Annotated in this window: 19 protein-coding genes; 10 read left to right on the top strand and 9 right to left on the bottom strand. The window is 38.5% G+C overall.

The features are described 5' to 3' along the window. Positions 1-13: 13 nt before the first annotated feature. The 4 genes from nrdB to ubiG form a co-directional block, all read right to left on the bottom strand. Entirely contained in the window at positions 14-1,144 is a 1,131-nt protein-coding gene (gene nrdB / locus QUE72_RS10240) for a class Ia ribonucleoside-diphosphate reductase subunit beta (protein WP_286268831.1), read from the bottom strand. A gap of 111 nt (positions 1,145-1,255) precedes the next feature. Beyond that, a complete protein-coding gene (gene nrdA / locus QUE72_RS10235) occupies positions 1,256-3,529 on the bottom strand; it encodes a class 1a ribonucleoside-diphosphate reductase subunit alpha (RefSeq protein WP_074499294.1) in 2,274 nt (757 codons plus the stop codon). Between the two features lie 385 nt (positions 3,530-3,914). Continuing rightward, positions 3,915-4,574 (bottom strand): HAD family hydrolase, encoded by a 660-nt coding sequence (locus tag QUE72_RS10230; protein WP_286268829.1) that lies wholly within the window; start codon positions 4,572-4,574, stop codon positions 3,915-3,917. After that, complete coding sequence (gene ubiG, locus QUE72_RS10225) at positions 4,571-5,284, bottom strand: bifunctional 2-polyprenyl-6-hydroxyphenol methylase/3-demethylubiquinol 3-O-methyltransferase UbiG (RefSeq protein WP_286268828.1); 714 nt, start codon at positions 5,282-5,284, stop codon at positions 4,571-4,573. The genes QUE72_RS10230 and ubiG overlap by 4 nt, the downstream gene beginning before the upstream one ends. Positions 5,285-5,424: 140 nt before the next feature. On the opposite strand from ubiG, the gene QUE72_RS10220 reads away from it, so the two are divergent. The 10 genes from QUE72_RS10220 to pyrF all read left to right on the top strand — a co-directional run bounded on the left by QUE72_RS10220 (position 5,425) and on the right by pyrF (position 16,776). Then, on the top strand, positions 5,425-5,961 hold the full coding sequence (locus tag QUE72_RS10220) for an Mpo1 family 2-hydroxy fatty acid dioxygenase (RefSeq protein WP_286268827.1): 537 nt from the start codon (positions 5,425-5,427) through the stop codon (positions 5,959-5,961). Between the two features lie 339 nt (positions 5,962-6,300). Further along, positions 6,301-9,015 carry a DNA topoisomerase (ATP-hydrolyzing) subunit A gene (gene gyrA, locus QUE72_RS10215; RefSeq protein WP_286268825.1) on the top strand — a complete coding sequence of 905 codons (2,715 nt, stop codon included), beginning with the start codon at positions 6,301-6,303 and terminating at the stop codon, positions 9,013-9,015. Between the two features lie 82 nt (positions 9,016-9,097). Further along, positions 9,098-10,183 (top strand): 3-phosphoserine/phosphohydroxythreonine transaminase, encoded by a 1,086-nt coding sequence (serC, locus tag QUE72_RS10210; RefSeq protein WP_286268824.1) that lies wholly within the window; start codon positions 9,098-9,100, stop codon positions 10,181-10,183. Beyond that, positions 10,184-11,464 (top strand): 3-phosphoshikimate 1-carboxyvinyltransferase, encoded by a 1,281-nt coding sequence (gene aroA / locus QUE72_RS10205; RefSeq protein WP_286268823.1) that lies wholly within the window; start codon positions 10,184-10,186, stop codon positions 11,462-11,464. It begins immediately after the preceding gene. Positions 11,465-11,549: 85 nt separating this feature from the next. Then, positions 11,550-12,245, top strand: a complete 696-nt coding sequence (cmk, locus tag QUE72_RS10200) for a (d)CMP kinase (protein WP_286268822.1) — start codon at positions 11,550-11,552, stop codon at positions 12,243-12,245. Positions 12,246-12,356: 111 nt separating this feature from the next. Continuing rightward, positions 12,357-14,018 carry a 30S ribosomal protein S1 gene (rpsA, locus tag QUE72_RS10195; RefSeq protein ID WP_139302621.1) on the top strand — a complete coding sequence of 554 codons (1,662 nt, stop codon included), beginning with the start codon at positions 12,357-12,359 and terminating at the stop codon, positions 14,016-14,018. Between the two features lie 81 nt (positions 14,019-14,099). Then, positions 14,100-14,387: an integration host factor subunit beta gene (gene ihfB / locus QUE72_RS10190; RefSeq protein ID WP_074499302.1), complete on the top strand. Its 288-nt coding sequence runs from the start codon at positions 14,100-14,102 to the stop codon at positions 14,385-14,387. A gap of 84 nt (positions 14,388-14,471) precedes the next feature. Continuing rightward, positions 14,472-14,714, top strand: coding sequence for a lipopolysaccharide assembly protein LapA domain-containing protein (locus QUE72_RS10185; protein WP_074499303.1), 243 nt, complete (start codon positions 14,472-14,474; stop codon positions 14,712-14,714). Positions 14,715-14,729: 15 nt separating this feature from the next. After that, positions 14,730-15,899, top strand: coding sequence for a lipopolysaccharide assembly protein LapB (gene lapB, locus QUE72_RS10180; protein ID WP_286268820.1), 1,170 nt, complete (start codon positions 14,730-14,732; stop codon positions 15,897-15,899). Positions 15,900-16,068: 169 nt separating this feature from the next. Further along, on the top strand, positions 16,069-16,776 hold the full coding sequence (pyrF, locus tag QUE72_RS10175; protein WP_286268819.1) for an orotidine-5'-phosphate decarboxylase: 708 nt from the start codon (positions 16,069-16,071) through the stop codon (positions 16,774-16,776). Between the two features lie 56 nt (positions 16,777-16,832). Here the strand turns inward: pyrF and QUE72_RS10170 are convergent, their stop codons facing one another. From QUE72_RS10170 to QUE72_RS10150, 5 genes are read right to left on the bottom strand one after another with little or no spacing between them, the layout of a single operon-like run. Next, on the bottom strand, positions 16,833-18,188 hold the full coding sequence (locus tag QUE72_RS10170) for a DUF3526 domain-containing protein (protein WP_286268818.1): 1,356 nt from the start codon (positions 18,186-18,188) through the stop codon (positions 16,833-16,835). Beyond that, entirely contained in the window at positions 18,175-19,611 is a 1,437-nt protein-coding gene (locus tag QUE72_RS10165) for an ABC transporter permease (RefSeq protein ID WP_286268817.1), read from the bottom strand. The genes QUE72_RS10170 and QUE72_RS10165 overlap by 14 nt, the downstream gene beginning before the upstream one ends. A gap of 11 nt (positions 19,612-19,622) precedes the next feature. Next, positions 19,623-20,357 (bottom strand): ABC transporter ATP-binding protein, encoded by a 735-nt coding sequence (locus tag QUE72_RS10160; protein ID WP_286268816.1) that lies wholly within the window; start codon positions 20,355-20,357, stop codon positions 19,623-19,625. A 15-nt stretch (positions 20,358-20,372) separates the two neighbouring features. Continuing rightward, positions 20,373-22,424, bottom strand: a complete 2,052-nt coding sequence (locus QUE72_RS10155; protein WP_286268815.1) for a TonB-dependent receptor plug domain-containing protein — start codon at positions 22,422-22,424, stop codon at positions 20,373-20,375. Positions 22,425-22,440: 16 nt separating this feature from the next. Continuing rightward, the gene (locus QUE72_RS10150) at positions 22,441-24,702 is read right to left on the bottom strand and encodes a TonB-dependent receptor (RefSeq protein WP_286268814.1); all 2,262 of its coding nucleotides are present in this window, start codon (positions 24,700-24,702) and stop codon (positions 22,441-22,443) included. Positions 24,703-24,815 lie beyond the last annotated feature (113 nt).

The raw sequence follows: 24,815 nt of genomic DNA, 5'->3' as shown, positions 1-24,815 counted from the left end.
TATTAGAGATATGTTACAAATCAAAATCATCAAAATCATCACTTGAAACAGCCGAATCTATTTGGCCAACTAAGTAACTTGAGATTTCAGTTTCTTGTGGTGCAACCTGCACGTTGTCACTAACAAGATAAGCATTCATCCAGGGTAGTGGATTGCTTTTAATAGAGAATGGCATATCGTAGCCAATGGCGGCTAAACGTTGATTACTAATATACTCAATATATTGATTTAATATTTGAGCATTCAACCCGATCATTGAGCCATCTTTGAAAAGGTATTGCGCCCATTCTTTTTCCTGTTCTACAACATCTAAAAATATTTGCAATCCCTCATCTTTTAATGCATGAGCAATTTCTTTCATTTCTGGATCGTCTTTGCCAGAAAACCAATTATTTAAAATATGCTGTGTGCCAGTTAAATGTAACGCTTCATCTCGAGCTATAAGCTTGATTATTTTAGCGTTTCCTTCAAGAAGTTCACGTTCTGCAAATGCAAAAGAGCAGGCAAAACTCACATAAAAGCGAATGGCTTCAAGCGCGTTTACTGAACAAATAGCAAGAAATAAGCGTTCTTTTAACTTACGCATGCTTACTTCTAATTGCTTGCCTTCAACCTCGTAGGTTCCTTCACCTTGCGCTTGCATTAATTGCGTTGTCACAATGACATGATCGAAATACTTTGCAATGCTAGAAGCACGTTTTAATATTGCGGGGTTAACAACAATATCGTCGAATACTTCACTTGGGTCGGTAAATAAATTGCGTAAAATATGTGTGTATGATCGAGAGTGAATGGTTTCACTAAAGGCCCACGTTTCAATCCAAGTTTCTAATTCAGGTAAAGAGACAATCGGTAATAATACCGCGTTAACTGAGCGAGCGGCTACGCTATCAAGTAACGTTTGATATTTAAGGTTGGAAATAAAGATATGCTTTTCTGAATCGGTCAATCCTTGCCAATCAGAGCGGTCTTTAGATACATCAATTTCCTCTGGACGCCAAAAGAATGAAAGTTGTTTTTCAATCAGTTTTTCAAACGCGGAAAACTTTTGCTGATCATAGCGTGCAACATTAACACTGTTACCCAGAAACATTGGTTCTAGCAATGGGTTATTGGGAACTTGGTTAAAGGTACTATAGGTCATTTATTGCTCCTTGAAGCAGCTTTTAGTGTTATTGTTCAGTAAGCTGCTTCGTTAAATTCTTCAGAAATATTACCGTTAAATAATCGCCACATTGCTTGTGGCTATTAAAACTTAGATTTTACACGCACCGCCTTCACAGTCATCGTCTTCTGCTTCTACCTGACCATCAGCTGCGCCGTCTCTGGTATTGTGGTAGTAAAGTGTCTTAACACCTAATTTATAAGCAGTTAATAAATCCTTGATGATTTGTTTAACAGGCACTTTACCACCTTCATATTTAGAAGGGTCGTAATTCGTGTTAGCAGAGATAGTTTGATCAATAAACTTCTGCATAATACCAACAAGCTGTAAATAACCTTCGTTGTTTGGAATCTTCCAAAGTAATTCATAATTATCTTTTAACGTGGCGTACTCAGGTACAACTTGTTTTAAAATGCCGTCTTTACTTGCTTTAATACTGATCAAACCTCGCGGTGGTTCAATGCCATTAGTCGCATTAGATATTTGAGAGGATGTTTCAGAAGGCATTAAGGCTGATAACGTTGAGTTTCTCACACCATATTGCTTAATGTTCTCACGTAGCGTTTCCCAGTCTAGCTGTAACGGCTCATTGGTGATTTTATCGATCTCTTTTTTGTAAGTGTCAATGGGCAAAATGCCTTGAGATAAGCGTGTTTCATTAAACTTAGGACAAGCACCTTGCTCTTTTGCAAGCTTATTCGATGCTTGCAATAAATAAAATTGAATCGCTTCAAAAGTACGGTGAGTTAGGTTATTTGCACTGCCATTTGAATAGTACACGCCATTTTTAGCGAGATAATAAGCATAGTTAATGACACCTATACCAAGTGTTCTTCGACCCATGGTTGCATTGTATGCAGCTGGAACAGGATAATCTTGGTAATCTAATAAGCTGTCTAATGCTCGTACTGCTAAATCAGCAAGTTCTTCTAGCTCATCTAAACTATCAATAGCACCTAAATTAAATGCTGATAACGTACATAATGCAATTTCACCTTCAGGATCATTAATATCCTTTAAAGGTTTCGTGGGTAAGGCAATTTCAAGACACAAGTTACTCTGGCGAATAGGTGCTTGGCTTGGTTCAAACGGGCTGTGTGTATTACAGTGATCCACATTTTGTAAATAGATACGGCCGGTACTTGCACGTTCTTGAGCAAATAAGCTAAACAGTTCAATGGCTTGAATACGTTTTTTGCGAATTGACTCATCTGCTTCATATTTTACATATAACGCTTCAAATTCATCTTGATCTGCGAAAAAGGCATCGTACAAACCAGGTACGTCGCTTGGACTAAACAACGTAATGTGTTCACCCTTTATTAAACGTTGGTACATCAATTTGTTGAATTGAACACCGTAGTCAAGATGACGCACGCGGTTCTCATCAACACCACGGTTATTTTTTAATACCAGTAAACTTTCAACTTCTAAGTGCCATAAAGGATAAAATAGCGTAGCTGCTCCGCCGCGAACGCCGCCTTGTGAACAGCTTTTTACGGCTGTTTGAAAGTGTTTGTAAAACGGTATACAACCTGTATGGAATGCTTCACCGTTTCTTATTGCGCTACCTAGTGCTCTAATATTGCCAGCATTAATACCAATACCTGCGCGTTGTGATACATATTTCACAATGGCACTAGAAGAGGCATTTATAGAATCTAAGCTATCATCGCATTCAATCAATACACATGAAGAAAACTGACGAGTAGGTGTACGTACACCAGCCATTATTGGGGTAGGTAATGAAATTTTAAAGGTAGAAATGGCGTTGTAAAAGCCTTCTATGTAACTCAGTCTTGTTTCGGCAGGGTATTTTGCAAATAAACATGCGGCCACTAATACATATAAGAATTGTGCACTTTCGTAAATTTCTCCGGTAACGCGATTCTGTACTAAATACTTACCTTCAAGTTGTTTAACAGCAGCGTAACTAAAGTTTAAATCACGACGATGATCAATGAATTGCTCCATTGCTTCGAATTCTTCTGGGGTATAATCAGCTAATATGTGTTGATCATAACGACCAGACTCAACAAGTTTCACCACATGTTCGTATAATTTTGGTGGCTCAAATTGCCCATAGGCTTTTTTACGTAAATGGAAGATAGCTAACCGAGCGGCCAAATATTGGTAATCGGGTGTTTCTTCAGAAATTAAATCTGCGGCAGATTTTATGATGGTTTCATGAATATCTTCCGTTTTAATACCATCATAAAATTGGATATGAGATTTCAGTTCGACCTGTGAAACAGAGACATTTTCTAAATTCTCAGCAGCCCAGGCAATTACCTTGTGAATTTTCTCTAAATCGATGGGTTCTTTCTTACCGTTGCGCTTGGTGACAAAAAGGTTGTTGTTCATGAAAAACCTGTATATGTGTTTTGTTTTTTTAATTTTTTAGACTGTAAGCTCACAACGGTGCATCAAAATACTCAATACACAATATCTAGGGGGTGAGCACTAAACTAATCACAAGATAATGAGGTTTGAGCTTCATTGCAAGCATAAAAAAAACATAAATTTACTTGATAAATTTTGACAAATTCTTTTGTTAGTAACAACTAACTTAGTAAGAGTAATTGATTTGCTTTTTTGTAAAAGGCAATCTTTATTTTTGTTTTTTTTATCCAATAGATTTATTTTAGGTTTTATAGTTATTCCCATATTACAAAAAGTAATATAGAAATAACTTATCAATAAAAACAATTAGTTACATTAGTTGTTTTTTTCTTGAACAGGTTGTCTGTTATATAATCGATAATAATTTTTCAGGGGATGCGCTAATGTATTTAGCTTGCCAAGTAGCAAGGTTATCTTGTTCTTTTATATACCCCCATTGAGCAATTGCTGTTGACATGTTTGCAGCGTTGCCTGCTTGAATATCTCTTAATGCATCACCAACGTACAAACATTGTTCAGGTGCAACACCTATATGCTCTGCAGCGTGTAATAGTGGCAATGGATGAGGCTTTCGTTCCGCAAGGCTATCACCGCCTATCATGACTTTACTGTGTGTAAATTCTGTAAAGTTAGGTAACAATAGTGTGGTTAAGTATTCTGGCTTATTGGTAACGATTCCCCACGGAATATCACGCTCATTAAGCGCTTGAAGTAACTCTGGTACCTCAGGGTACAAACATGTTTCAGCGGCTAAATTTTCTTCATAATAATCTAAGAACATACGACGAAGGGCTGGCTGATCATATTCAGTGATTTTATCTGCAAACCCTAATGCAAGTAGACCTTGAGCACCATCAGAAGCAACGGGTCTAAATACCTGCTTTTCTACTGTGGGTAAGTCAAATTGTGATAACACATAATTTAATGCCGCGCCTAAATCATTCGCGGTGTCTAATAACGTACCATCTAAATCAAAAAGTACGCCTTGGTATTTATTGTTTTTCATTCACTCACCTTTTGACAGCATAGAATGTAGTTTACGTCTAATGAATCAATTAATTTATGATTTTCAGTGATAGGGTTGTAATGGATACCTGCAGCATCGAGGCATGTTAACTCATGTGATTCAGCCCAATCAATTAATGTCGAAGGACGAATAAATTTGTCATGCTCATGTGTGCCATCAGGGACTATTTTTAATATTTTTTCAGCCGCTAAAATGGCTAATAAATAAGCTTTTGTTGTTTTGTTTAACGTTGAAAAGAAAACAAAACCCTTTGGTTTAACCATTTTTGCACAGGCGGCAATGACAGAAGCCGGATCAGGCACATGCTCTAACATTTCCATGCAAGTCACAATATCATATTGTGCTGTATGTTTAGCGGCGTGCTCTTCTGCAGTACTTTTTAAATATTCGACATTAATACCTGATTCAAGTGCATGCAACTTTGCAACATTAAGAGGTTCATCGCCCATATCAATACCTGTTACGTTTGCGCCTAACTTTGCTAGGCTTTCCGCTAAAATTCCGCCGCCACAGCCGACATCGATCACCTTTTTATCGAATAGGTTTTGCGCATGCTGAATGATAAATTGACGTCTAATGGGATTTATTTGATGTAACGGCTTGAAGTCACCTTCGAGATCCCACCAAAATTGCGCAACCTTTTCAAATTTGGCTATTTCATCTTGGTTTACATTAATAGAGTTGGTCATAGTGTCGTTTTTTTATTTACAATTGCTGACTATGTTAAACCATACCAGATAAAAGCGGCAGTAAAAATTCACCATACTAAGTTGACCTAATAATGCATTAATTATAATTTAGTACATATGTATAATTATTAGGTGCTATCATGAAATCGTTAACTACGCAGCTTTCAACGTATAAAAGTGTGCATTTAAATCACAAAAATATATGGACACATGTGGTAGGCATTCCATTGATCATTTGGGCTGCAGCATTAATGTTATCTTCTATAGAGTTTACGGTAACGTTTACCGGTACAGATATTAAGGTAAACCTGTTAACAATTATTTCATTAATGATCTTGGGGTATTATTTTATCTTGTCACCGACATTAGCTTTGGTGGCTTTTTTGTTATTCGGGTCGCTTATTTATAGTGCTCTTGCTCTTTCGTCGATGGATCATAAGTGGTTTGTAGCAATTGGTGCTTTTGCTATCGGTTGGATATTTCAATTTATTGGTCATGGGTATGAGAAGGCAAAGCCTGCATTTGTTGATGACTTAAATCAGTTGTTAATTGGCCCACTCTTTTTACTGGCTGAACTTTGTTTTGCGTGTGGAAAACTGTCTGATTTAAACAAAGAAGTGACACGTTTGGCGATTGAAAAGCGACAAGTTTTCGAGAAAGATAAAATACCCGGTTAGGGTTTAGTTGCTTCAGGCTATTAAATATTCGTGATGAAAAACCGATATTAGCCTATCGTATGTACTGCTTTAGAGAAAGCGATGTTCAAATAAACGACGGTGTTGTTATAAAATGTATAACTGTTCAAATGTTGTACAGTATACTGCGTGGATAATGCATTAATATTCAATATGTTAGTTAAAAAGAGATTCAATTAAAATAATCACTTGAAATACGGCGTTAACCAGAGCAAAATGTCAGGTTATATGGCCGTATACTGTCCACTAGTTACTAGCGTATACGTATTGCCTTTATAAAATAATAATTTCCAAAAATACATTTAGGGATACTGTCAATTTATGACCGATCTGGCAAAAGAAATACTTCCAGTCAATATCGAGGATGAGCTTAAGAGTTCCTACTTAGATTACGCGATGAGCGTAATAGTAGGGCGCGCACTTCCTGATGTTAGAGATGGTTTAAAACCCGTGCATCGACGCGTACTTTATGCGATGAATGTATTGGGTAATGACTACAACAAGCCTTACAAAAAATCAGCACGTGTGGTTGGTGATGTAATCGGTAAGTATCACCCACATGGTGACACTGCTGTTTATGACACGATTGTACGTATGGCCCAGCCTTTCTCGCTGCGTTATATGTTGGTAGATGGTCAAGGTAACTTTGGTTCTGTCGATGGTGACTCAGCAGCGGCGATGCGTTATACGGAAATCCGTATGGCAAAAATTTCGCATTCAATCCTTGCTGACTTAGACAAAGAAACCGTTGACTTTGTACCTAACTATGACGGTACGGAGATTATTCCCGCGGTTATGCCGACGCGTATTCCTAATTTATTAGTGAATGGTACTTCAGGTATTGCGGTAGGTATGGCAACAAATATTCCGCCACATAATTTAACGGAAGTTATCGATGGTTGTTTGGCGTTAATAGAAAATGATGACATCACCATTGATGAACTTATTGAACATATTCCTGGTCCAGATTTTCCAACCGCAGGTATTATTAGTGGCCGCGCTGGTATTGTTGAAGCTTACAAAACTGGCCGAGGTAAAATAAAAATTCGTGCGCGCGCTGAGATTGAAGTTGACGAAAAGTCAGGTAAAGAAACAATCGTTGTTCATGAGTTACCCTACCAAGTTAATAAAGCTCGCTTAATTGAAAAAATGGCTGAGCTAGTAAAAGAAAAGCGCTTAGAAGGTATTTCAGCCCTACGTGATGAGTCTGATAAAGACGGTATGCGTATGGTGGTTGAAGTGAAACGCGGCGAAGTAGGCGAGGTTGTGTTAAATAACCTGTATAAGCTTACGCAAATGCAGGTGTCTTTTGGTTTTAATATGGTTGCCTTAATCGAAGGTCAGCCAAAATTATTTAACATTAAAGAAATGCTCGAAGCGTTTATTCTTCACCGCAGAGAGGTAGTTACACGTCGCACTATTTTCGAACTAAGAAAAGCGCGTGAACGTGCACATATTTTAGAAGGCTTATCGATTGCCTTAGCTAACATTGATGAAATCATTGAACTTATTAAAACTTCTCCTTCAAGAAAAGAAGCGGAAGAAAAGTTAATGGCGCAAGGTTGGACACTTGGCAACGTTGGTGAGTTACTCGCTCGCGCTGGAAATGATGCTGCGCGCCCAGAGTGGTTAGAAGACCACTTTGGCATCCGAGACAATCAATACTTCCTGACTGAACAACAAGCACAAGCAATACTCGATCTTCGCTTGCATAAACTTACTGGTTTAGAACATGAGAAAATTCTAAGTGAGTACAAAGAGTTATTAGACATCATTGCAGAATTGTTGCACATTTTAGAAAACCCATCGCGTTTGATGGAAGTCATAAAAGAAGAGCTTGAAGTGATTCGTAATGATTTCGGTGATGAGCGTCGTACCGAGATTACTGATGCTTCTCATGATTTATCGTTAGAAGACTTAATTAACGAAGAAGATGTTGTAGTCACGTTATCAAGCGAAGGATATGTTAAATATCAAGCGTTGACTGACTATCAAGCACAGCGTCGTGGTGGTAAAGGTAAATCTGCTACACGCATGAAAGAAGAAGACTTCATCGAGCGCTTGTTGGTGGCCAACACTCATGACACGATTTTGTGTTTCTCTAACCGTGGTAAATTGTATTGGTTAAAAGTGTATCAACTACCGCTTGCAAGTCGAACAGCGCGTGGTCGACCGATAGTGAATTTATTACCGCTTGAAAATGATGAACGTATCACTGCTATTTTACCTGTACGCGAGTACGAAGAAGGTAAATATATCGTCATGGCTACGGCGTCTGGTACGGTTAAGAAAACGCCATTAACGGCATACTCGAATCAACGCGCTAACGGTATTATTGCCCTGAACTTACGTGATGATGACACGTTAATTGGTGTTGATATTACAGATGGCACAAATGACATTATGTTGTTTTCTGATGAGGGTAAAGTGGTACGTTTCAATGAACTTGCTCGCGATAGTGAAACAGGTGAAGTGAAAAAAGACCCTGAAACAGGTGAACCAGTACAAGCACTTCGTGCCATGGGTAGAACGGCAACAGGTGTTCGTGGTATCAAACTTGAAGGTGAGCAGCGAGTTGTTTCTTTAATTGTGCCGAAGAACGATGGTGCAGTATTAACCATTACTGAAAATGGTTATGGTAAACGAACTGAACTTGATGAATACCCTGCAAAAAGTCGTGCAACTAAAGGTGTAGTGTCAATTAAAGTAAGTGACAGAAACGGCAAGGTTGTTGGTGCGATACAAGTTGAAGATAACGACGAAACCATGCTTATTACCAATAATGGTACGCTAGTAAGAACGCGCGTTAATGAAGTAAGCATTATCGGTCGTAACACCCAAGGTGTTCGTATTATCAGAACAGGTGATGAAGAACAAGTGGTGGCATTACAACGCATTGATGAAGTAGAAGATGTAGAATTACTTGCAGAAGCTACTGAAAAAGGTGCAGAAGTTGAGGGTGCTACATCTGAAAGTGAAGTTTCTTCAGAAACAGAACAAAAGCCAGAAGGTCTCGACCAAGGCGATGATGAATAATCACCGCTAAAACGGATTGGAAATAGGCGGTTATTTAACCGCCTATTTTTTTGATAAAATTTTACAAAAGGTATTACAAAGCATGTCAGCGGTTTACAACTTTTGTGCAGGACCCGCAATGTTACCCACAGCGGTAATGAGCAAGGCACAACAAGAATTTATTAATTGGCAGAATACAGGGTGTTCTGTCATGGAATTAAGCCATCGTAGTAAAGAATTTATGGCGTTAGCAACGAAAGCAGAGGCTGACTTGCGACAATTAATGAATATTCCGGTAAATTATCGCGTGCTTTTCTGTCATGGCGGCGGTCGTGGGCAATTTTCAGCCATCCCGATGAACCTTTTACCCGTTGGTGGTCATGCAGAGTATATTGTTTCTGGATCGTGGTCGAAAGCGGCAGCGAAAGAAGCGGAAAACTTTGGTGAAATACGTCAACAATCTGTTGTTGAAGAGCATGACGGCATTAAAACCATTAAACCTTTTGACCAGTGGAAAATTTCACCTGATGCTGCTTATGTTCACTATTGCCCCAATGAAACAGTAGATGGTTTAGAACTATTTGATATCCCAAAATTTGGAAATATTCCAATTGTCGCAGATATGTCTTCGACCATCTTGTCACATGATATAGATGTTAATAAGTTTGGCTTGATTTACGCAGGCGCACAGAAAAATATCGGACCGTCAGGCTTAACCATTGTTATTATTCGAGAAGACTTGCTAGGCAATGCTCGTAAAGATACGCCTTGTATTATGAATTACACAACTTCAGCTGAAAACGACTCTATGTATAATACCCCGCCAACTTATGCTTGGTATTTGGCAGGGTTAGTATTTGAATGGTTAAAAGGTATTGGTGGTGTAAGTGCGATTGAAAACGTTAATAAACGTAAAGCTAAATTGCTTTATGACTATGTTGATAGTAGTAGCTTTTACCAAAACCATATTGATGAAATGTTCAGAAGTAGAATGAACATACCTTTTTGGCTTAAAGACGAGTCATTAAATGATGCGTTTTTATCAGCAGCGAAAGAAAATGGATTAGTAGCACTAAAAGGTCACCGTATGGTGGGTGGCATGCGTGCAAGTATATACAATGCTATGCCGTTAGAAGGTGTAGAAAAATTAGTAGATTTTATGAAAACGTTTGAACAGAGGAATAGTTAAGTGGAGCAATTAACAGTACAGCCCATCGGTAAAATTAATGGCGAAGTATTCTTACCGGGATCAAAAAGCTTGTCTAATCGCGCTTTGTTAATTGCTGCATTAGCTAATGGTACAACCAAAATCACAAACTTATTAGTGAGTGATGATATTAAGCATATGTTAAATGCGTTAACCACATTAGGCGTAGAATTTACCTTAAGTGATTGTGGTACAGAATGTACAGTGATCGGTAACGGAGGTTTCTTTAAGGCTCAAGATAAGCTTGAGTTATACCTCGGAAATGCAGGTACGGCAATGCGCCCTTTATGTGCTGCACTTGCAGCGAGTGAAGGCGAATTTGTGCTTACCGGTGAACCCCGCATGAAAGAGCGTCCAATAGGGCATTTAGTTGATGCATTAACGCAACTAAATGCTGATATCGAATACCTTGAGACTAAAGATTATCCACCGGTTAATATTCGTGGTAAGGCGTTATCAGGTAACTCTGTGACCATTGACGGTTCGATTTCAAGCCAGTTTTTAACCGCTATTTTAATGATCACACCATTATTAGCTAGCGATACCCATATTAATATTGACGGTGAACTTGTATCAAAGCCTTACATTGATATCACGTTAGATATTATGAAACGATTTGGTGTTACGGTACAAAACAATGATTATCAATCTTTTCAGGTTACTGGTAATCAATCATATCAAGCCGTTGAAAAATATATGGTAGAAGGTGACGCTTCATCAGCCTCGTATTTTTTAGCTGCAGGCGCTATTAAAGGTGGAGAAATTACCGTACACGGAGTAGGTACGTTAAGTGTGCAAGGTGATAAACACTTTGCCGATGTGTTAGAAAAAATGGGCGCAGAAGTTACCTGGCAAGATGAATCAATCACGGTTAAAGGACAACCACTAACAGCCGTTGATATGGACATGAATCATATTCCTGATGCAGCGATGACAATAGCAACGACTGCGCTTTTTGCCAAAGGCACTACTACCATCCGTAATATCTATAATTGGCGTGTTAAAGAAACTGATCGCTTAACCGCGATGGCCACTGAACTTAGAAAAGTTGGTGCTGAAGTTGTTGAAGGGGAGGATTATATTTCAATCACGCCACCTAAAACATTAAACCATGCTGACATAGACACTTATAACGACCACCGTGTTGCAATGTGTTTTTCATTAGTGGCATTAAGTCAGACGCCTATCACGATAAATGATCCTAAATGTACAGCGAAAACGTTTCCTGATTATTTTACAAAATTAGCTGATGTGTCTTGTTAATCTGTAAAATTTCGCAATTTTTACGCGATTTTACGCGCTAAATCTCGTATACTTCTGCCGATTTTCGACATTAGGAGAAAAATGTATGCAGGAAAGCATCCCAGTGATCACAATTGATGGCCCTAGTGGTGCTGGTAAAGGAACTGCAGCACGCTTAGTTGCTGAACAGTTAGGTTGGCATTTACTTGACAGTGGTGCAATTTATCGTGTTCTAGCTGTTGCAACGCAATATCATCATCTTGATATCAGTGATGAAGAGGCACTTATTCCTATTGCAGCACACTTAGATGTGCAATTTGACATTAGCAGTGAAGAGCAAAGCAAAGTTATCTTAGAAGGCGAAGATGTTACTGACACTATTCGTACGGAAGAAATTGGTGCTATTGCCTCAAAAGTTGCAGCATTTCCACGTGTTAGAGAAGCGTTATTACGGCGACAACGAGCATTTCGTGTCTCTCCTGGTTTAGTTGCTGATGGCCGAGACATGGGCACCGTTGTTTTTATTGATGCGCCTGTTAAAGTGTTTTTAACGGCAAGTGCAGAAGAACGCGCGCACCGTAGATATAATCAGTTGAAAGACAAAGGTTATGATGTTAAAATCGGGCGCCTTTTGGATGACATACGTCAGCGTGATGAGCGAGATCAGAATCGTTCGGTTGCGCCACTCGTGCCTGCTAAAGGGGCTTTTGTTATTGATTCTACTGAACTTTCTATAGATCAGGCCGTCGATAAAATACTTTCATTTACGAATGAAAAATTAACACAATCATCAGAGCTTTAATAAAAAGCTTTGATGAAGCTGCCTAAAAGTATGGATGCTTAAGGCGTTTTTAATAACCCCATGACACATGAATGTGGATTGGATAAATTATATAGAGCTCATATAACTATTATGACTGAAAATTTTGCACAACTTTTTGAAGAAAGTTTAAAAGAAATCGAAACACGCCCAGGTTCAATTATCAAAGGAACCGTAGTAGCTATCAACAAAGACAACGTTTTAGTTGATGCAGGCCTAAAATCTGAATCTGTTATTTCAATTGACCAATTTAAAAGCTCAACGGGTGAAGTTGAAATTAATGTTGGCGATGAAGTTGATGTTGCATTAGATGCAACAGATGATGGTTTCGGTGAGACAATTCTTTCTCGTGAAAAAGCAAAACGTCACGAAGCTTGGCAAGTTCTTGAAAAAGCTTATGAAGAAAAAGAAACTGTTATCGGTGTTATCAACGGTAAAGTTAAAGGTGGTTTCACGGTTGAAGTTAGCAACATTCGTGCTTTCTTACCGGGTTCATTAGTAGATGTACGCCCAGTTCGCGACACTGCTCACCTTGAAGGTAAAGATTTAGAATTCAAAGTTATTAAGCTTGACCAAAAGCGTAATAACGTTGTTGTATCTCGTCGTGCTGTTATCGAATCAGAAAGCAGTGTTGAACGTGATGCTCTTCTTGAGTCACTTGCTGAAGGTATTGAAGTTAAAGGTATCGTTAAGAACCTTACAGACTACGGTGCATTTGTTGACTTAGGTGGCATTGACGGTCTTTTACACATCACTGATATGGCTTGGAAGCGTGTTAAGCACCCAAGTGAAATTGTAAATGTTGGTGACGAGATCCAAGTTAAAGTATTAAAGTTTGATCGTGAACGCACTCGTGTTTCATTAGGTATGAAGCAACTTGGCGAAGATCCATGGGTAGCAATTGCTAACCGTTACCCAGAAGGCTCTAAACTTTCTGGACGCGTAACAAACTTAACAGACTACGGTTGTTTCGTTGAAATTCAAGAAGGCGTTGAAGGTTTAGTTCACGTTTCTGAAATGGATTGGACAAATAAAAACATCCACCCATCTAAAGTTGTTAACTTAGGTGATACTGTTGAAGTAATGGTATTAGAAATAGACGAAGAACGTCGTCGTATTTCTCTTGGTCTGAAACAATGTGTTCCAAATCCTTGGGAAGAATTTGCTAAGAACTTCAGCAAAGGCGATAAAGTATCTGGTAAGATCAAGTCAATCACTGACTTCGGTATCTTCATCGGTCTTGACGGTGGTATTGACGGTCTTGTTCACTTATCTGATATTTCATGGAATGGCGGTGATGAAGCTGTTCGTGAATATAAGAAAGGTGATGAAATCTCAGCTGTTGTACTTCAAGTTGACCCAGAGCGCGAACGTATTTCATTAGGCGTTAAGCAAACTGAAGACGATCCTTTCAATATGTATCTGACAGATAACAAAAAAGGTGCTATTGTTAAAGGTAAAGTAGTTGAAGTTGACGCAAAAGGTGCTAAAGTTGAATTAGCAGAAGGCGTTGAAGGTTACTTACGTGTTTCTGATATTTCACGTGACCGCATTGAAGATGCTACTACTGAATTATCTGTTGGTGATGACGTTGAAACTAAGTTCATGGGTGTAGATCGTAAGAACCGCACTATTAGCTTATCAATCAAAGCGAAAGATCAAGCAGACGAGCGTGAAGCTATGGATAACTTAAACCAACCAGAAGATACAGGTTTAAGTGCAATGGCTGAAGCGTTTAAAAACGCTAAGAGCTAATTTTAACCGGTAATATGGAGAGAAACGTTCTCTCCATTTTGTTACCTTTGTCGTGATGTAGGATGGACACTGGAGGGTCGAATGACCAAATCAGAACTCATTGAAAAGTTAGCTGATAAGTTAAATCACTTATCAGCAAAAGATGTCGAACAAGCTATTAAAGAAGTTCTTGAGATGATGGCGCAAACTTTGTCAAAAGGCGAGCGTATCGAAATTAGAGGTTTTGGTAGTTTTTCGTTGCATTACCGAGCACCACGCGTTGGTAGGAACCCAAAAACTGGTGAATCTGTTGATTTGGCTGGTAAATATGTTCCGCATTTCAAACCCGGTAAAGAATTACGCGAACGCGTAAATGCTTCAATAGCATAGCATTAAAAAATTGAAGAAACGGCATGCATTAGCATGCCGTTTTTGTTTTAATAAGACTAAATAGCTTGAATAGGACCATAGCCTGTGCGCTTATACATTACGGTAATTTTTATTGTCTTGCTTTTACTCATCGCGTTCGTATTTGGCAGTCAAAATAATCAAGACATTACCCTGAATTATTTAATTGCAAAACAAGAAATGACAGTGGCTTCAGCGGTTAGTTTATTTACCGTTATCGGCTTTTTCATTGGTATTTTATTTTCTGTGCTATGGAAGTTAACCATGGCAATGAGAAAGCGTCGCAAACACGTTGAGCAAATAAAATAAGGCTATTATTCAATAATGTTGGAACTTTTATTCCTTTTATTACCTGTTGCAATGGGCTATGGCTGGTTCATGGGGCGCAATAGCGTCAAACAAAGCCAGCAAACAGCAAAACAAGATCTTTCTATCAAGTATTCCACAGGTTTAAATTATCTGTTGTCTAACCAACAAGATAAAGCAATAGAATACTTATTAGAAACCCTTACACTAGAAGATGATACTGTTGAAGCGCACTTTGCCATGGCGAACTTATTTCGCAAGCGGGGCGAATTAGATCGAGCGCTTAAAGTGCATGAACATTTAGTACGTCAAAAGCATTTACCCACTCAGGCAAAACAACAAGCAGCATATGAGCTTGGTAAAGATTTTTTAAGTGCTGGTTTATATGATCGCGCTGAGTCAATGTTTCATGGCCTATTAAAAACCAAAGCGTTTGGTCTTAAATCACTTAATTATCTGTTGCAAATTTACCAATCTACCAATGATTGGCAGCAAGGCATTGCGTTAAAGAAAGTCATTGTAAAGTCAAAAGATAAAAAGCTACTTCATGTGTTGGCAAATTTTTATTGTGAGCTAGCTACAGTTGCCTTAGATAATGATCAATTTATTGATGTAATAGAACTGTTAGAAGAAGCGCTAAAGTATGATGAAAATTCTTGTCGTGCAAATTGGTTACTCGCACAAATATATGAAAAACATCAGCAGTATTATGAAGCTTGCCAATGTTACAAGGCAATCTACGGTCAAGATAGTGAGTTTTTCCCTGATGTTATTGATAGAATGTACTATTGCTTTAAAGAGCTAGGAGAGTTAGATAGTTTTTATAGCTTTATTAAAAAAGTCTATGATGAAACGGGTTCAAGTAGTGCGTTAATTGAATATCTCTCATATATCGAACAAAAACATAGTAATAAAAAAGCACAAGATTTCTTGCTGACAGCGTTAAAACGTAGACCAACGATCAAAGGGTTTAAGCATTTTATTAAAATGCAAATGCAAGACAAGTCTGCTGAGAATGACACTGAATCGTTAGAGATGATCAAACAACTTATTTCAGCCTATTTAAATGTTAAACAGCGTTATAATTGTCGTACATGTGGATTTAATAGTAGTACACATTATTGGTCATGCCCATCATGCCATGATTGGGAACAGCTTAAACCCGTGCGTGGCCTAGAAGGCGAATAACGCTTATATTCGTCATATAAAGGCACCGCTTTTGTCGATACTCATTTGCATTAGCAAACTGCGTCTCTCCGCTTCAATTAGTACCTTTCTATTTAGAATATAAGTCGTTATTTATTTATTGGTACTAAGTACGGTAAAATACTTCCAAGTTTATTTTAAGGATAATTCTATGAGCCATGCAAAAGTTGTTGTTGCATTAGATTTTAATAATCAGTCTGATGCGTTAGCGTTTGTTGATACTATTGACCCAACGACATGTCGATTAAAAGTAGGCAAAGAAATGTTTACTTACTTTGGACCTGAGTTTGTTAAAACATTGGTAGTTAAAGGCTTTGATGTATTCTTAGATCTTAAATTTCATGATATTCCTAATACGGTCGCAAAGGCAGTAACTGCAGCGGCTGAGTTGGGTGTATGGATGGTTAATGTACACACTTCTGGTGGTCTTGCCATGATGCAGAAAGCAAAAGAAGCGTTACTACCATATGGTGACAAAGCGCCATTACTTATTGGTGTTACGGTACTCACCAGTATGAGCCAAGATGATTTAATAACCCTTGGTATTAATAAAACGCCTGCTGAGCAAGTGCAATTTTTAGCGCAGCTTGCAAAAAAAGCAGGGCTTGATGGAGTCGTTTGTTCGGCTCAAGAAGCTAAATTATTAAAAGAGCAGCTTGGACAAGATTTCGCTTTGGTCACTCCTGGAATTCGTCCAAAAGGTGCAGCAAGTGATGATCAACAACGTATCGTGACGCCTGAACAAGCGGTGGCAGATGGTGTTGATTACCTCGTTATTGGGCGACCCATCACGAAATCAGAGCAACCAACAGAAGTATTAAACGCAATTAACGCGTCAATTAGCGAAGTTAATAAATGAAAAATTAAAGGGGCTAAATGTTAACATTTAGCCCCTTTATTAATGAATTTTCAGGATTAATATTCAGGTAATTTTTTACGCCGCCAATCAAAGAATATTAACAGCACTAAAATGAGTACGACGAGTTTGAGTAAACCTGACCAGTTCACGCTCTGTATTTGCTGGCTATTAAAACGAGGAAACTGGGGTAAGCTGTGCTGATTAATTTTATTTTCAGTATATAAATGCTGATATAAATACTCACGAATTTCCTGATGATAGTTATCAATACTTTTAAGGTAGTGTAAGTAACTTTCACCGTCGCTTCCAGCAAGGTGATTGACATTCAATTGTAATTGTAGACTAGGCGTCAACCAACTTAAGGCCTTTAAAGTCTCGAATCTACTTTCTGATTGTTGCAGATATTGCTGCCATTGATGATTTACTTGCACATCACTAAGGTGTTGTTGTGCGTAATACCATGGCCAAGAACCACTTGCATCAGGAAGTTCAAAGTTCTGGTATTGTGGGTACAGTTTAATAAATTGTTGAAATGCTTGTTGTGGCGGAGCATCCCAGCCATTATTCATTATCATTCGCTGTTCTAGTGTTGCCGCAAGTGCAGGGTGGTCTTGATACTGATGATTTAAATACAATTGTATACTTGCTGGCAGTAATATGGTTATCGCTAACCAAATAGCGACAAATGAGAAGGTATTAAATACGGAGTTTTTCCCCAAACATATGATCAGGGCAACCACTAAACTCCAAAAACAAAGATACAAGGCTAGCGCGCAAATTAACCACCAGAAAATTTCACTGATATTAAGGTTTAACCAAATCACGGCTAATACGAGTAAGCTATAACTGAGCCCTAATACCAACAAACCGCAAAGTATTAATCGCCGCCAGATTAATCCTGTACCTGCTTGAACTAAGGAATTAAGTATTCGCCACCGGTTTGCTTGTCGTTCATCACTTAATGTTGTTACCGCTAACGCTCCCAGTAATAAAGGCATTAAATATATGAACACAAAACCTAAATCTAAACGACCCGCTTTTTGTTGGTTTGGGTTCAACATTTCTTGCGTATAAATCTGTCCTTGTAATGCTAACGCTCTTACCGGCATATCAGCATAGGCGGTTTGACTTTGACCTATAAATAAAGCTGACCAAGGTGATAACTGCCACTGTGTTGCTCCAAATAAGTAATAACCTAAATGACCGGCAGTTGGGGGTGACGTTTGTTTTTGATATTGCGTCAGTGTTTGTTCAAATTTTGCCTGGCTTTGGGCCTGCGCTTGTTTTTGCTGTTGTAATGCATTATCACCGAATTTAATCGCGAATAACGCACATGTGATCACTAACAAAAGTGTCATTCTTGTGACAACGCTAGATAATAAGAGTTTAATTTCAAATTTAAGCCAATGCATAAATACTCCTACGTAAGATTTTGCTAAATAACAAACCACCAATGAGAAAAAAGCATATTAATGGCATAAACCAAACTTGCTTAAATGGTGCTAATGAGAAAGAGAGTGACGGTACTTGATATTCAAAGCGTTCAAAGTCTTGCCAGTGAGTTGAATCAGCTTTTGATGAACTATCATGTTCACGTTCGATATGTTCAGCATGTATTTTATTGAGTTTTGAAATTCTAGCAAAGCGATGTGCTTCTGTTTGCTGTTCAAAGTCATAAAAGTGCCATACATCAGTAGCAGATAGTGCCATTGATATATCACGTACTAATAAATAAGGATTGATCCAATACCAGTTAGCGAGCATCGATTGTTGCTTACGTAATTGTTCAACTTGCTGCTGATACAATCGCGTATAAATTTCAGAACTAATACGTTCGCCTTCTTGAATAACTAGTGCTCTATAATTAACGGGCAATTCTTCTATATGGTTTACACCATATTGTGCTAATACTTTTGTTTTGAAATCGTTAAAGTGTGGATCGTCTGGATTATGGCTATCACCTACTTGATTTATGGCTTGTTTAATTTGTTGGTTAAACGCATTACGGTTAAGTTGAGGGTAGCTTTCACCTGCAATATCCGCTAATAATCGCGGGCTTATAATGGTTAATAAAAACCAAATGGCGATCAAAATATTAAGTGCTTGTGAGGAGTACTTTACCACACTAGAAATGACTAAAATTAGCCCTATCCAAAAACCACAATACGCCAGATATAGCACGAACAATGTTAAAATACGCAATAATGTATCGACATTAGAGCCAAGACCACTAAACGTAATCAAACCAAATGTACAGATAAAAGTGGGAAAGATAAATAAAATAGATACAACAAAGTAAGCTAATCCTTTACCAATGAGTAAGCGTGTCAGAGGTATATTCATCGATAGAAGCTGACGTAATGTGCCAGTTTCTCGTTCAGTCACCATGCTGTTATAGGCAAGTGCTATCAGCAATAAGGGCCAACATAATAATAAAATATTAGCGACAGATAACTCAGAGAACCTTAATAGCACATCACTGTCTTGAATATTGGCAAAATTAGCACTGTTTTGTTTATGGGCTTCTATGTATATGGCATTACCAACAAAATGGTTAACGCCATTATCAAAAAAGCTTAATGAACTTGGTGGTCGGAAGGTAAAATGTCCAAAATGAGCAACGCGGTGTGGGTGACGTTCAGGTTGCTGTTGCCATTGCTGTTCAACGATGGTTTGAGCACTTTGTTGTTGATTTAGCGTATGTTTAAATTGTCCCCAGGCGGTTAGTAAGGCAATTAATAATAAAATTTGCATCGTGATAAACAATAAAATCAGCAGATCACTACGACGTTTTTGTTGCCACTCATGGATAAAAATAGCGCGAATTTGTTTCATCGTTTCACCTGCTATGCACTTAAATTAATGGGTTGAGGATAAATGGATTGTTGGTAGCGTTGATGAAGCGGGACGCTAGCAAGGTCTTTTTGACTAAACTGCTCTATGACTTCTCCTTCCTTTAGGATGGCAAACTTATCTCCTAATGTAGTGCTACACTCAAGATCATGAGTAACCATTAATACTGCAGCACCTTGTTGTGCAAGATTATCTATTATATGAATAAACTCTTGTGTAGCACTTGGATCAAGCCCAGAGGTTGGTTCGTCTAACAGTAATAGCTTTGCTTGGCGTAAAATAGCAAATGCGATACCGACTTTTTGTCGCATACCTTTTGAATAATCTTTTAGCGGCTTATGCCACATATTTTTAGCAAGGCCTGTTTGTGTTAATGCTTGCTCAAATTGCTCGTAGGCGGGTTTAATGCCACCTAAATTCGCTAAATATGCTAGATTCTCCATGGCATTAAACTGCGGATATAAATTTACTTGTTCTGGGATATACGCAATTTTATCTCTCGCTGTAGCAAGTGAATGTTTTTGATTTACATCCACAAGTTTTTCATCAATATAGATGTGTCCGCTGTCTGCTTTTAAAAAACCAAGTAACAGGTTGAGTGTTGTACTTTTACCGGCACCATTACTACCAAGTAGGCAATATATTTCACCTGGTTCAATGTTTAATGAAAGTTGTTGCAAAGCATAATTGTCATTAAATGCTTTCGTTAATTCTTCGATGCGTAACATAGGGTTATCCTTGAATTAAAATGTTTGACTAAAGCTAATGTTAACGGTGGGATCTCGATGACGTTGTGTCACTTGTAATTGTTGTAGGGCATCGTGACGAGAGGGGTGATATAATTTTCGTTGCCATTTCGTTTCGTCATCACCTATATTGCTGATATCAACTCGTATTTTTAAGTCGTTAAAGACTATCCCTTCAACATATACATGCCATCGCCCGTATGTGTGAAAATGGCTATATTCATTCACATAAAATTCTTTACGACGTTGGTAGTCTTGATAGCTGATCCCCCAAAAAATATGGTGTTGATTTATGTCTTGTCTAAAATCTACCGTAATGTCAGGGGTGGTTAATTCTGTTAACTGGCGGTTACGGTTAGTCACGGGATCAATAAAGGTTGAGTCAATAAAATTTGCTTGAAATGCTATTTGTGCTCCTTTGACCCATTGATGTAGCGGTAAATTTAAAGAGGATGTGATACCTTTAACTTCTGCTTTACCTGCATTGCCAAGTGCGTAGTCCCCTGAAGGTAAAATTATGTGCTCTAATACATGTTGTCGCCATTCATAATACAGTGCTATTGAGAATGCGCCTTTTTCAGCAAATCGTTGATCGAAAGCTAGAGTGGCTTTTGTTTTTGTTTCTGGGCGTAGGCGGGGATTACCTGAAATTTCACGATCGTTAACTAAATCAGCACTGGCAGCAAAATCACTAAAATCAAGTTGACCTACTGAACGACGCAGACTAATTCGATATTGGCGATTTTTATCGCTGTTATAAGCGAGCGCAAGTGAGGGTTTGAAAAAGAATAATGATTGTTCATCGCTATTATCGCCAGTCACGTTAAGTTGAGAGTATTCTGCAGCAATACCGGTATCTAATACTAATTTTTGCCATTGCCAGTTAAGGTTAGCAAAGGCTTCACCTCGTATTTCTTTCGCCTGTGAATAACGTTTATTCGTTAACTGCGGCGTTAATAAATCTTGTCGTTCAAGTGTCAACCAACTTTCTAAAGTACTGAAGGCGACTTCTAGCCCATATTCCTGCTGTTTTAGCATGCCTTGTTCTCCACCCGTTCTACTAAATACATTACGTAAAACATGTTCAGATCTATGTTCATCAAATCGTAAACGGGTGGCGTTTTTAATATCTTCATTAGGTGGCTTGTCGAATGAAAATGAATTAACAAACCAATTCTGCACGTTGTTAATGTTTAAAATTCGCCACTGCCAGTGTGGGGCAAGGATTTTTTGCCATTCTAGACCTAATTCGCCCGTATAAAATTGGCTATCACGATCATTTTGATATCGATTAATGATTTGATTTTGTTGCGGCTGTGTATAGCTTAAACGCTCGGTATCGGTAACAAACTGGCTCCAACCAACTCTCGCGTTGATACTAAAAGTATGTTGATTGAATTGTTTTTTGCTATCTCCTGAAATAAAAATATCGTTTAGCGTACTGGGCCGGGTTTCCTGCTGATAGCTGAGCAGCTCCATTGTGGGACCATAAGTTGAAATGTTAGCATCTCTAGGTGATTTTTGACTGATGGCATTAAACTTAAACGCGCTGTCCCATCCCTTTATGTGGTTAGATAAAACCCATTCAGTACTTGGTGAAAGCTCACCGTTACCTGTTTTTTCAAAGGCAAGTTTCCAATGCTTAGCTGCGCCTTGCTTCAATTTTACTACATTGGCAACAACGGCTTGACCTGCGGCGTCTGAGGAACCAGATGCACCGCGTAAAATTTCTATGTACGCGACTTGTGCAGCGGAAATACGTGAAAGAGTTTCGTTTATTCCACCTGATTTAGTGGTTGGGCGTCGACCATCAATCAATACATTACCAGCACCTGTAGTAAAGCCTCGTATATCATCGTCGGTTTCAATTAACGTAAAACCTGGTAATTGATTCACCATATCTAATGCTGTTAAAGGCGAATACTGATCAAAAAACGTCGTTGAATAAACTTCGTCTTTATGCTCAGCAGCTTTTACATTAAACGGTATGTTAGTAGCACATATAACAGATAAACTTAGCCAAAATAATGCATGATTGACGTTAAACATAATCATTCCTTTGCTTTTAGAATTGGTAATCAAACATCACACGTACATTACGTGGTGCACCGATTAATAATTCATTCGCATAAATAAAGCCTGGACTGTCTTGATGTAAATAAAACACATCAGACCAAGGTGCATATGCTTTATCAAAAAGGTTGTCTATGCGAGCCGTAACTCGATAGTTGTCGCCTTTATAAGAAGCAAAAATATTGGTCAAGGTATAGGCTTTTAAGGTAACGGTATTAGGATTGTCGCCATAACGGTCATCAACAAAATGTATTGATGCCCCAACTTCTATTGGTAAGTTGGCGATGTTATCGTAACTAGAATAAATATTAGCCGTTAGCTCAGGTACATTAGGCGGGGTGTTCCCTGCAAATAATTCAACATTTGCAGAACGTTCAAAGGTAGCCTCTGTATAGGCGGCATTCGCGCCAAGTCGCCAATTGTCACTTAATAGTAATGAGGTTGATGCTTCGATACCTTTTGAACTTCGACCACCAACATTGGTAACACTATCAAGAGCAAATCGTTCAAAAATATCATCACGTTCAATGTTAAAATAAGCAAGAGTAGTTTCTGCTTTACCTTGCATCCAACTGGCTTTTAGACCAACTTCAAATTGAGTTGCGTCTGTTAAGTCAAAGTTTTGATTGTTATTAACTAAAAAAATATTTGAATTGATAGGATCTTTAGCATTGCTATATTGGCCATATAGTACGGTATCATCAGTGAGTTTATAAACACTGCCAATACGCCAACTTATCCAGTTATAATCTCGTTTAAAGCCACTGTTTTCATTTTCACCTTCAGCATTAAAGTTTTCTCTTGTCAGTTTTAATGTTTCATAGCGAGCGCCTGTAACAAGGCTTAATTTATCGGTAAGTTGTAATGCATTACCAAAGAAAAATGCACGCGTTGTCATATCTGTTGGGCTGACACCTCGTAACTCTCGCTGACCATAAACGCCAGGTTGTGGGCTATATGGATCAAGGGCATCTGCGGGCGTTTGTTCAACTTGTCTACGAAAACCACGAGATCTAACAAAGTCTAATGATGTGGTTTCAAAGCCAGTCACCAGGCGACTTTCTATCTCGCCAAACGTCGAATTTACATTTAAGGTAATACGGTTACCTAAAACGTCTTGCTCATGATCTAATATAAAGTAACCATAATAGCGTTGTACCTCCCCGTAATTGTTACAAGTACCGGCTACTTCAGTACAATAAACATAACCTTCTGCATTTTGCCATGCGCGCGAAGCATCAAATTTAAACAGGGTATATTGTAATCGCATATCTTCATGTATGTGATAGTCGGCATCTAGCCTTAGGAACAATTGATCAGATTTTGCGTATGCGTCTGCAACATTATAATTGTTGTATCGCATAGCACCATCAAGTACTTCACCGCGTCCTGTTTCAATAATGCCCAACGGATCTTTAGCATCATTTGCTGGTATTAAAGGCGTTCCGTAATAACTACCTACATCATCCTCTAAATAATCGGCACTAAATTTCAAGGAAAGTTTGTCACTTGCTTGCCATAAAAGGCTGGTGGTGAAATTATTTGATTCTGAATTGGTGTTATCAACGTAACCGTCACTGGCATATCGGCTTACATCAAAGGTGTACCATAGGTTTTCATCTAATTCACCTTGACTACCTAAACCTAAATGATATGAATTATGGCTGCCATACCCGAGTTGTAAGTTTGTGCCATTGTTCATGCCAGCGTATGCTGTTTTAGTTATTGCATTTACCGTTCCTGCTACAGAACCGATACCATTTAACACGGATGCTGGGCCACGCAGTATTTCTACACGTTCAAGGTTAAAAGTATTTTGTGGCCGCATCACCATTGTGCTTGGTCCAATCCATAATCCATCACGCAATACGGTAATTTGTCCTCGACTAAAGCCTCGCATTGAAAATGTTGATGGTGAAGTAGGGTGCTCACCGGTTACAACACCTGGTAGATTTGCTAATGAATCAGATAACTTTGTATAACCTCGCGCACGCATTAGCTCGGCATCAACAATTTCAATTGTTGCAGGTGTTTCCATTGCATTTAAGCCTAGTCGGCTTGCTGTGCTTGATTCATTATTTAGGCCAAGGGTGCCAACGGGGCTACCCATGATCACTAATCGTTCGATTTGTTGTTCTTCAATGTCTTCGTTTTTAGCGGTCGTATCTGATACTTGCGCCTGAGTAACAAAAGCTATTGATAGTGCTGTACTTAATGCAGTAAAGCGTGACACATAGCGGTTGATACTATGCATAAAAATACTCCTAGTAGTATAAGTTAGTTCTTTGTTAATAAAGCTTAAAGGCTATATTGAGTTGTTTTTTGTTCAGTTAGCCGACAAACAGCACACAAAATGTAAATGCACTT

Source organism: Thalassotalea hakodatensis, assembly GCF_030295995.1.
GTDB classification, from domain to species: domain Bacteria; phylum Pseudomonadota; class Gammaproteobacteria; order Enterobacterales; family Alteromonadaceae; genus Thalassotalea_C; species Thalassotalea_C hakodatensis.
Note: the sequence above shows the minus strand (reverse complement) of the source record. Positions and strands in the feature narration are given on the sequence as shown.

Bases quoted from the DNA above. Each gene is read 5' to 3' on its own strand.
- QUE72_RS10150 (WP_286268814.1), bottom strand. From the start codon at position 24,702: ATGCATAGTATCAACCGCTATGTGTCACGCTTTACTGCATTAAGTACA.
- cmk (WP_286268822.1), top strand. From the start codon at position 11,550: ATGCAGGAAAGCATCCCAGTGATCACAATTGATGGCCCTAGTGGTGCT.
- QUE72_RS10165 (WP_286268817.1), bottom strand. From the start codon at position 19,611: ATGAAACAAATTCGCGCTATTTTTATCCATGAGTGGCAACAAAAACGT.
- QUE72_RS10230 (WP_286268829.1), bottom strand. From the start codon at position 4,574: ATGAAAAACAATAAATACCAAGGCGTACTTTTTGATTTAGATGGTACG.
- QUE72_RS10155 (WP_286268815.1), bottom strand. From the start codon at position 22,424: ATGTTTAACGTCAATCATGCATTATTTTGGCTAAGTTTATCTGTTATA.
- QUE72_RS10170 (WP_286268818.1), bottom strand. From the start codon at position 18,188: ATGCATTGGCTTAAATTTGAAATTAAACTCTTATTATCTAGCGTTGTC.
- QUE72_RS10220 (WP_286268827.1), top strand. From the start codon at position 5,425: ATGAAATCGTTAACTACGCAGCTTTCAACGTATAAAAGTGTGCATTTA.
- nrdA (WP_074499294.1), bottom strand. From the start codon at position 3,529: ATGAACAACAACCTTTTTGTCACCAAGCGCAACGGTAAGAAAGAACCC.
- serC (WP_286268824.1), top strand. From the start codon at position 9,098: ATGTCAGCGGTTTACAACTTTTGTGCAGGACCCGCAATGTTACCCACA.
- nrdB (WP_286268831.1), bottom strand. From the start codon at position 1,144: ATGACCTATAGTACCTTTAACCAAGTTCCCAATAACCCATTGCTAGAA.
- lapB (WP_286268820.1), top strand. From the start codon at position 14,730: ATGTTGGAACTTTTATTCCTTTTATTACCTGTTGCAATGGGCTATGGC.
- QUE72_RS10160 (WP_286268816.1), bottom strand. From the start codon at position 20,357: ATGTTACGCATCGAAGAATTAACGAAAGCATTTAATGACAATTATGCT.
- ubiG (WP_286268828.1), bottom strand. From the start codon at position 5,284: ATGACCAACTCTATTAATGTAAACCAAGATGAAATAGCCAAATTTGAA.
- gyrA (WP_286268825.1), top strand. From the start codon at position 6,301: ATGACCGATCTGGCAAAAGAAATACTTCCAGTCAATATCGAGGATGAG.
- rpsA (WP_139302621.1), top strand. From the start codon at position 12,357: ATGACTGAAAATTTTGCACAACTTTTTGAAGAAAGTTTAAAAGAAATC.
- pyrF (WP_286268819.1), top strand. From the start codon at position 16,069: ATGAGCCATGCAAAAGTTGTTGTTGCATTAGATTTTAATAATCAGTCT.
- ihfB (WP_074499302.1), top strand. From the start codon at position 14,100: ATGACCAAATCAGAACTCATTGAAAAGTTAGCTGATAAGTTAAATCAC.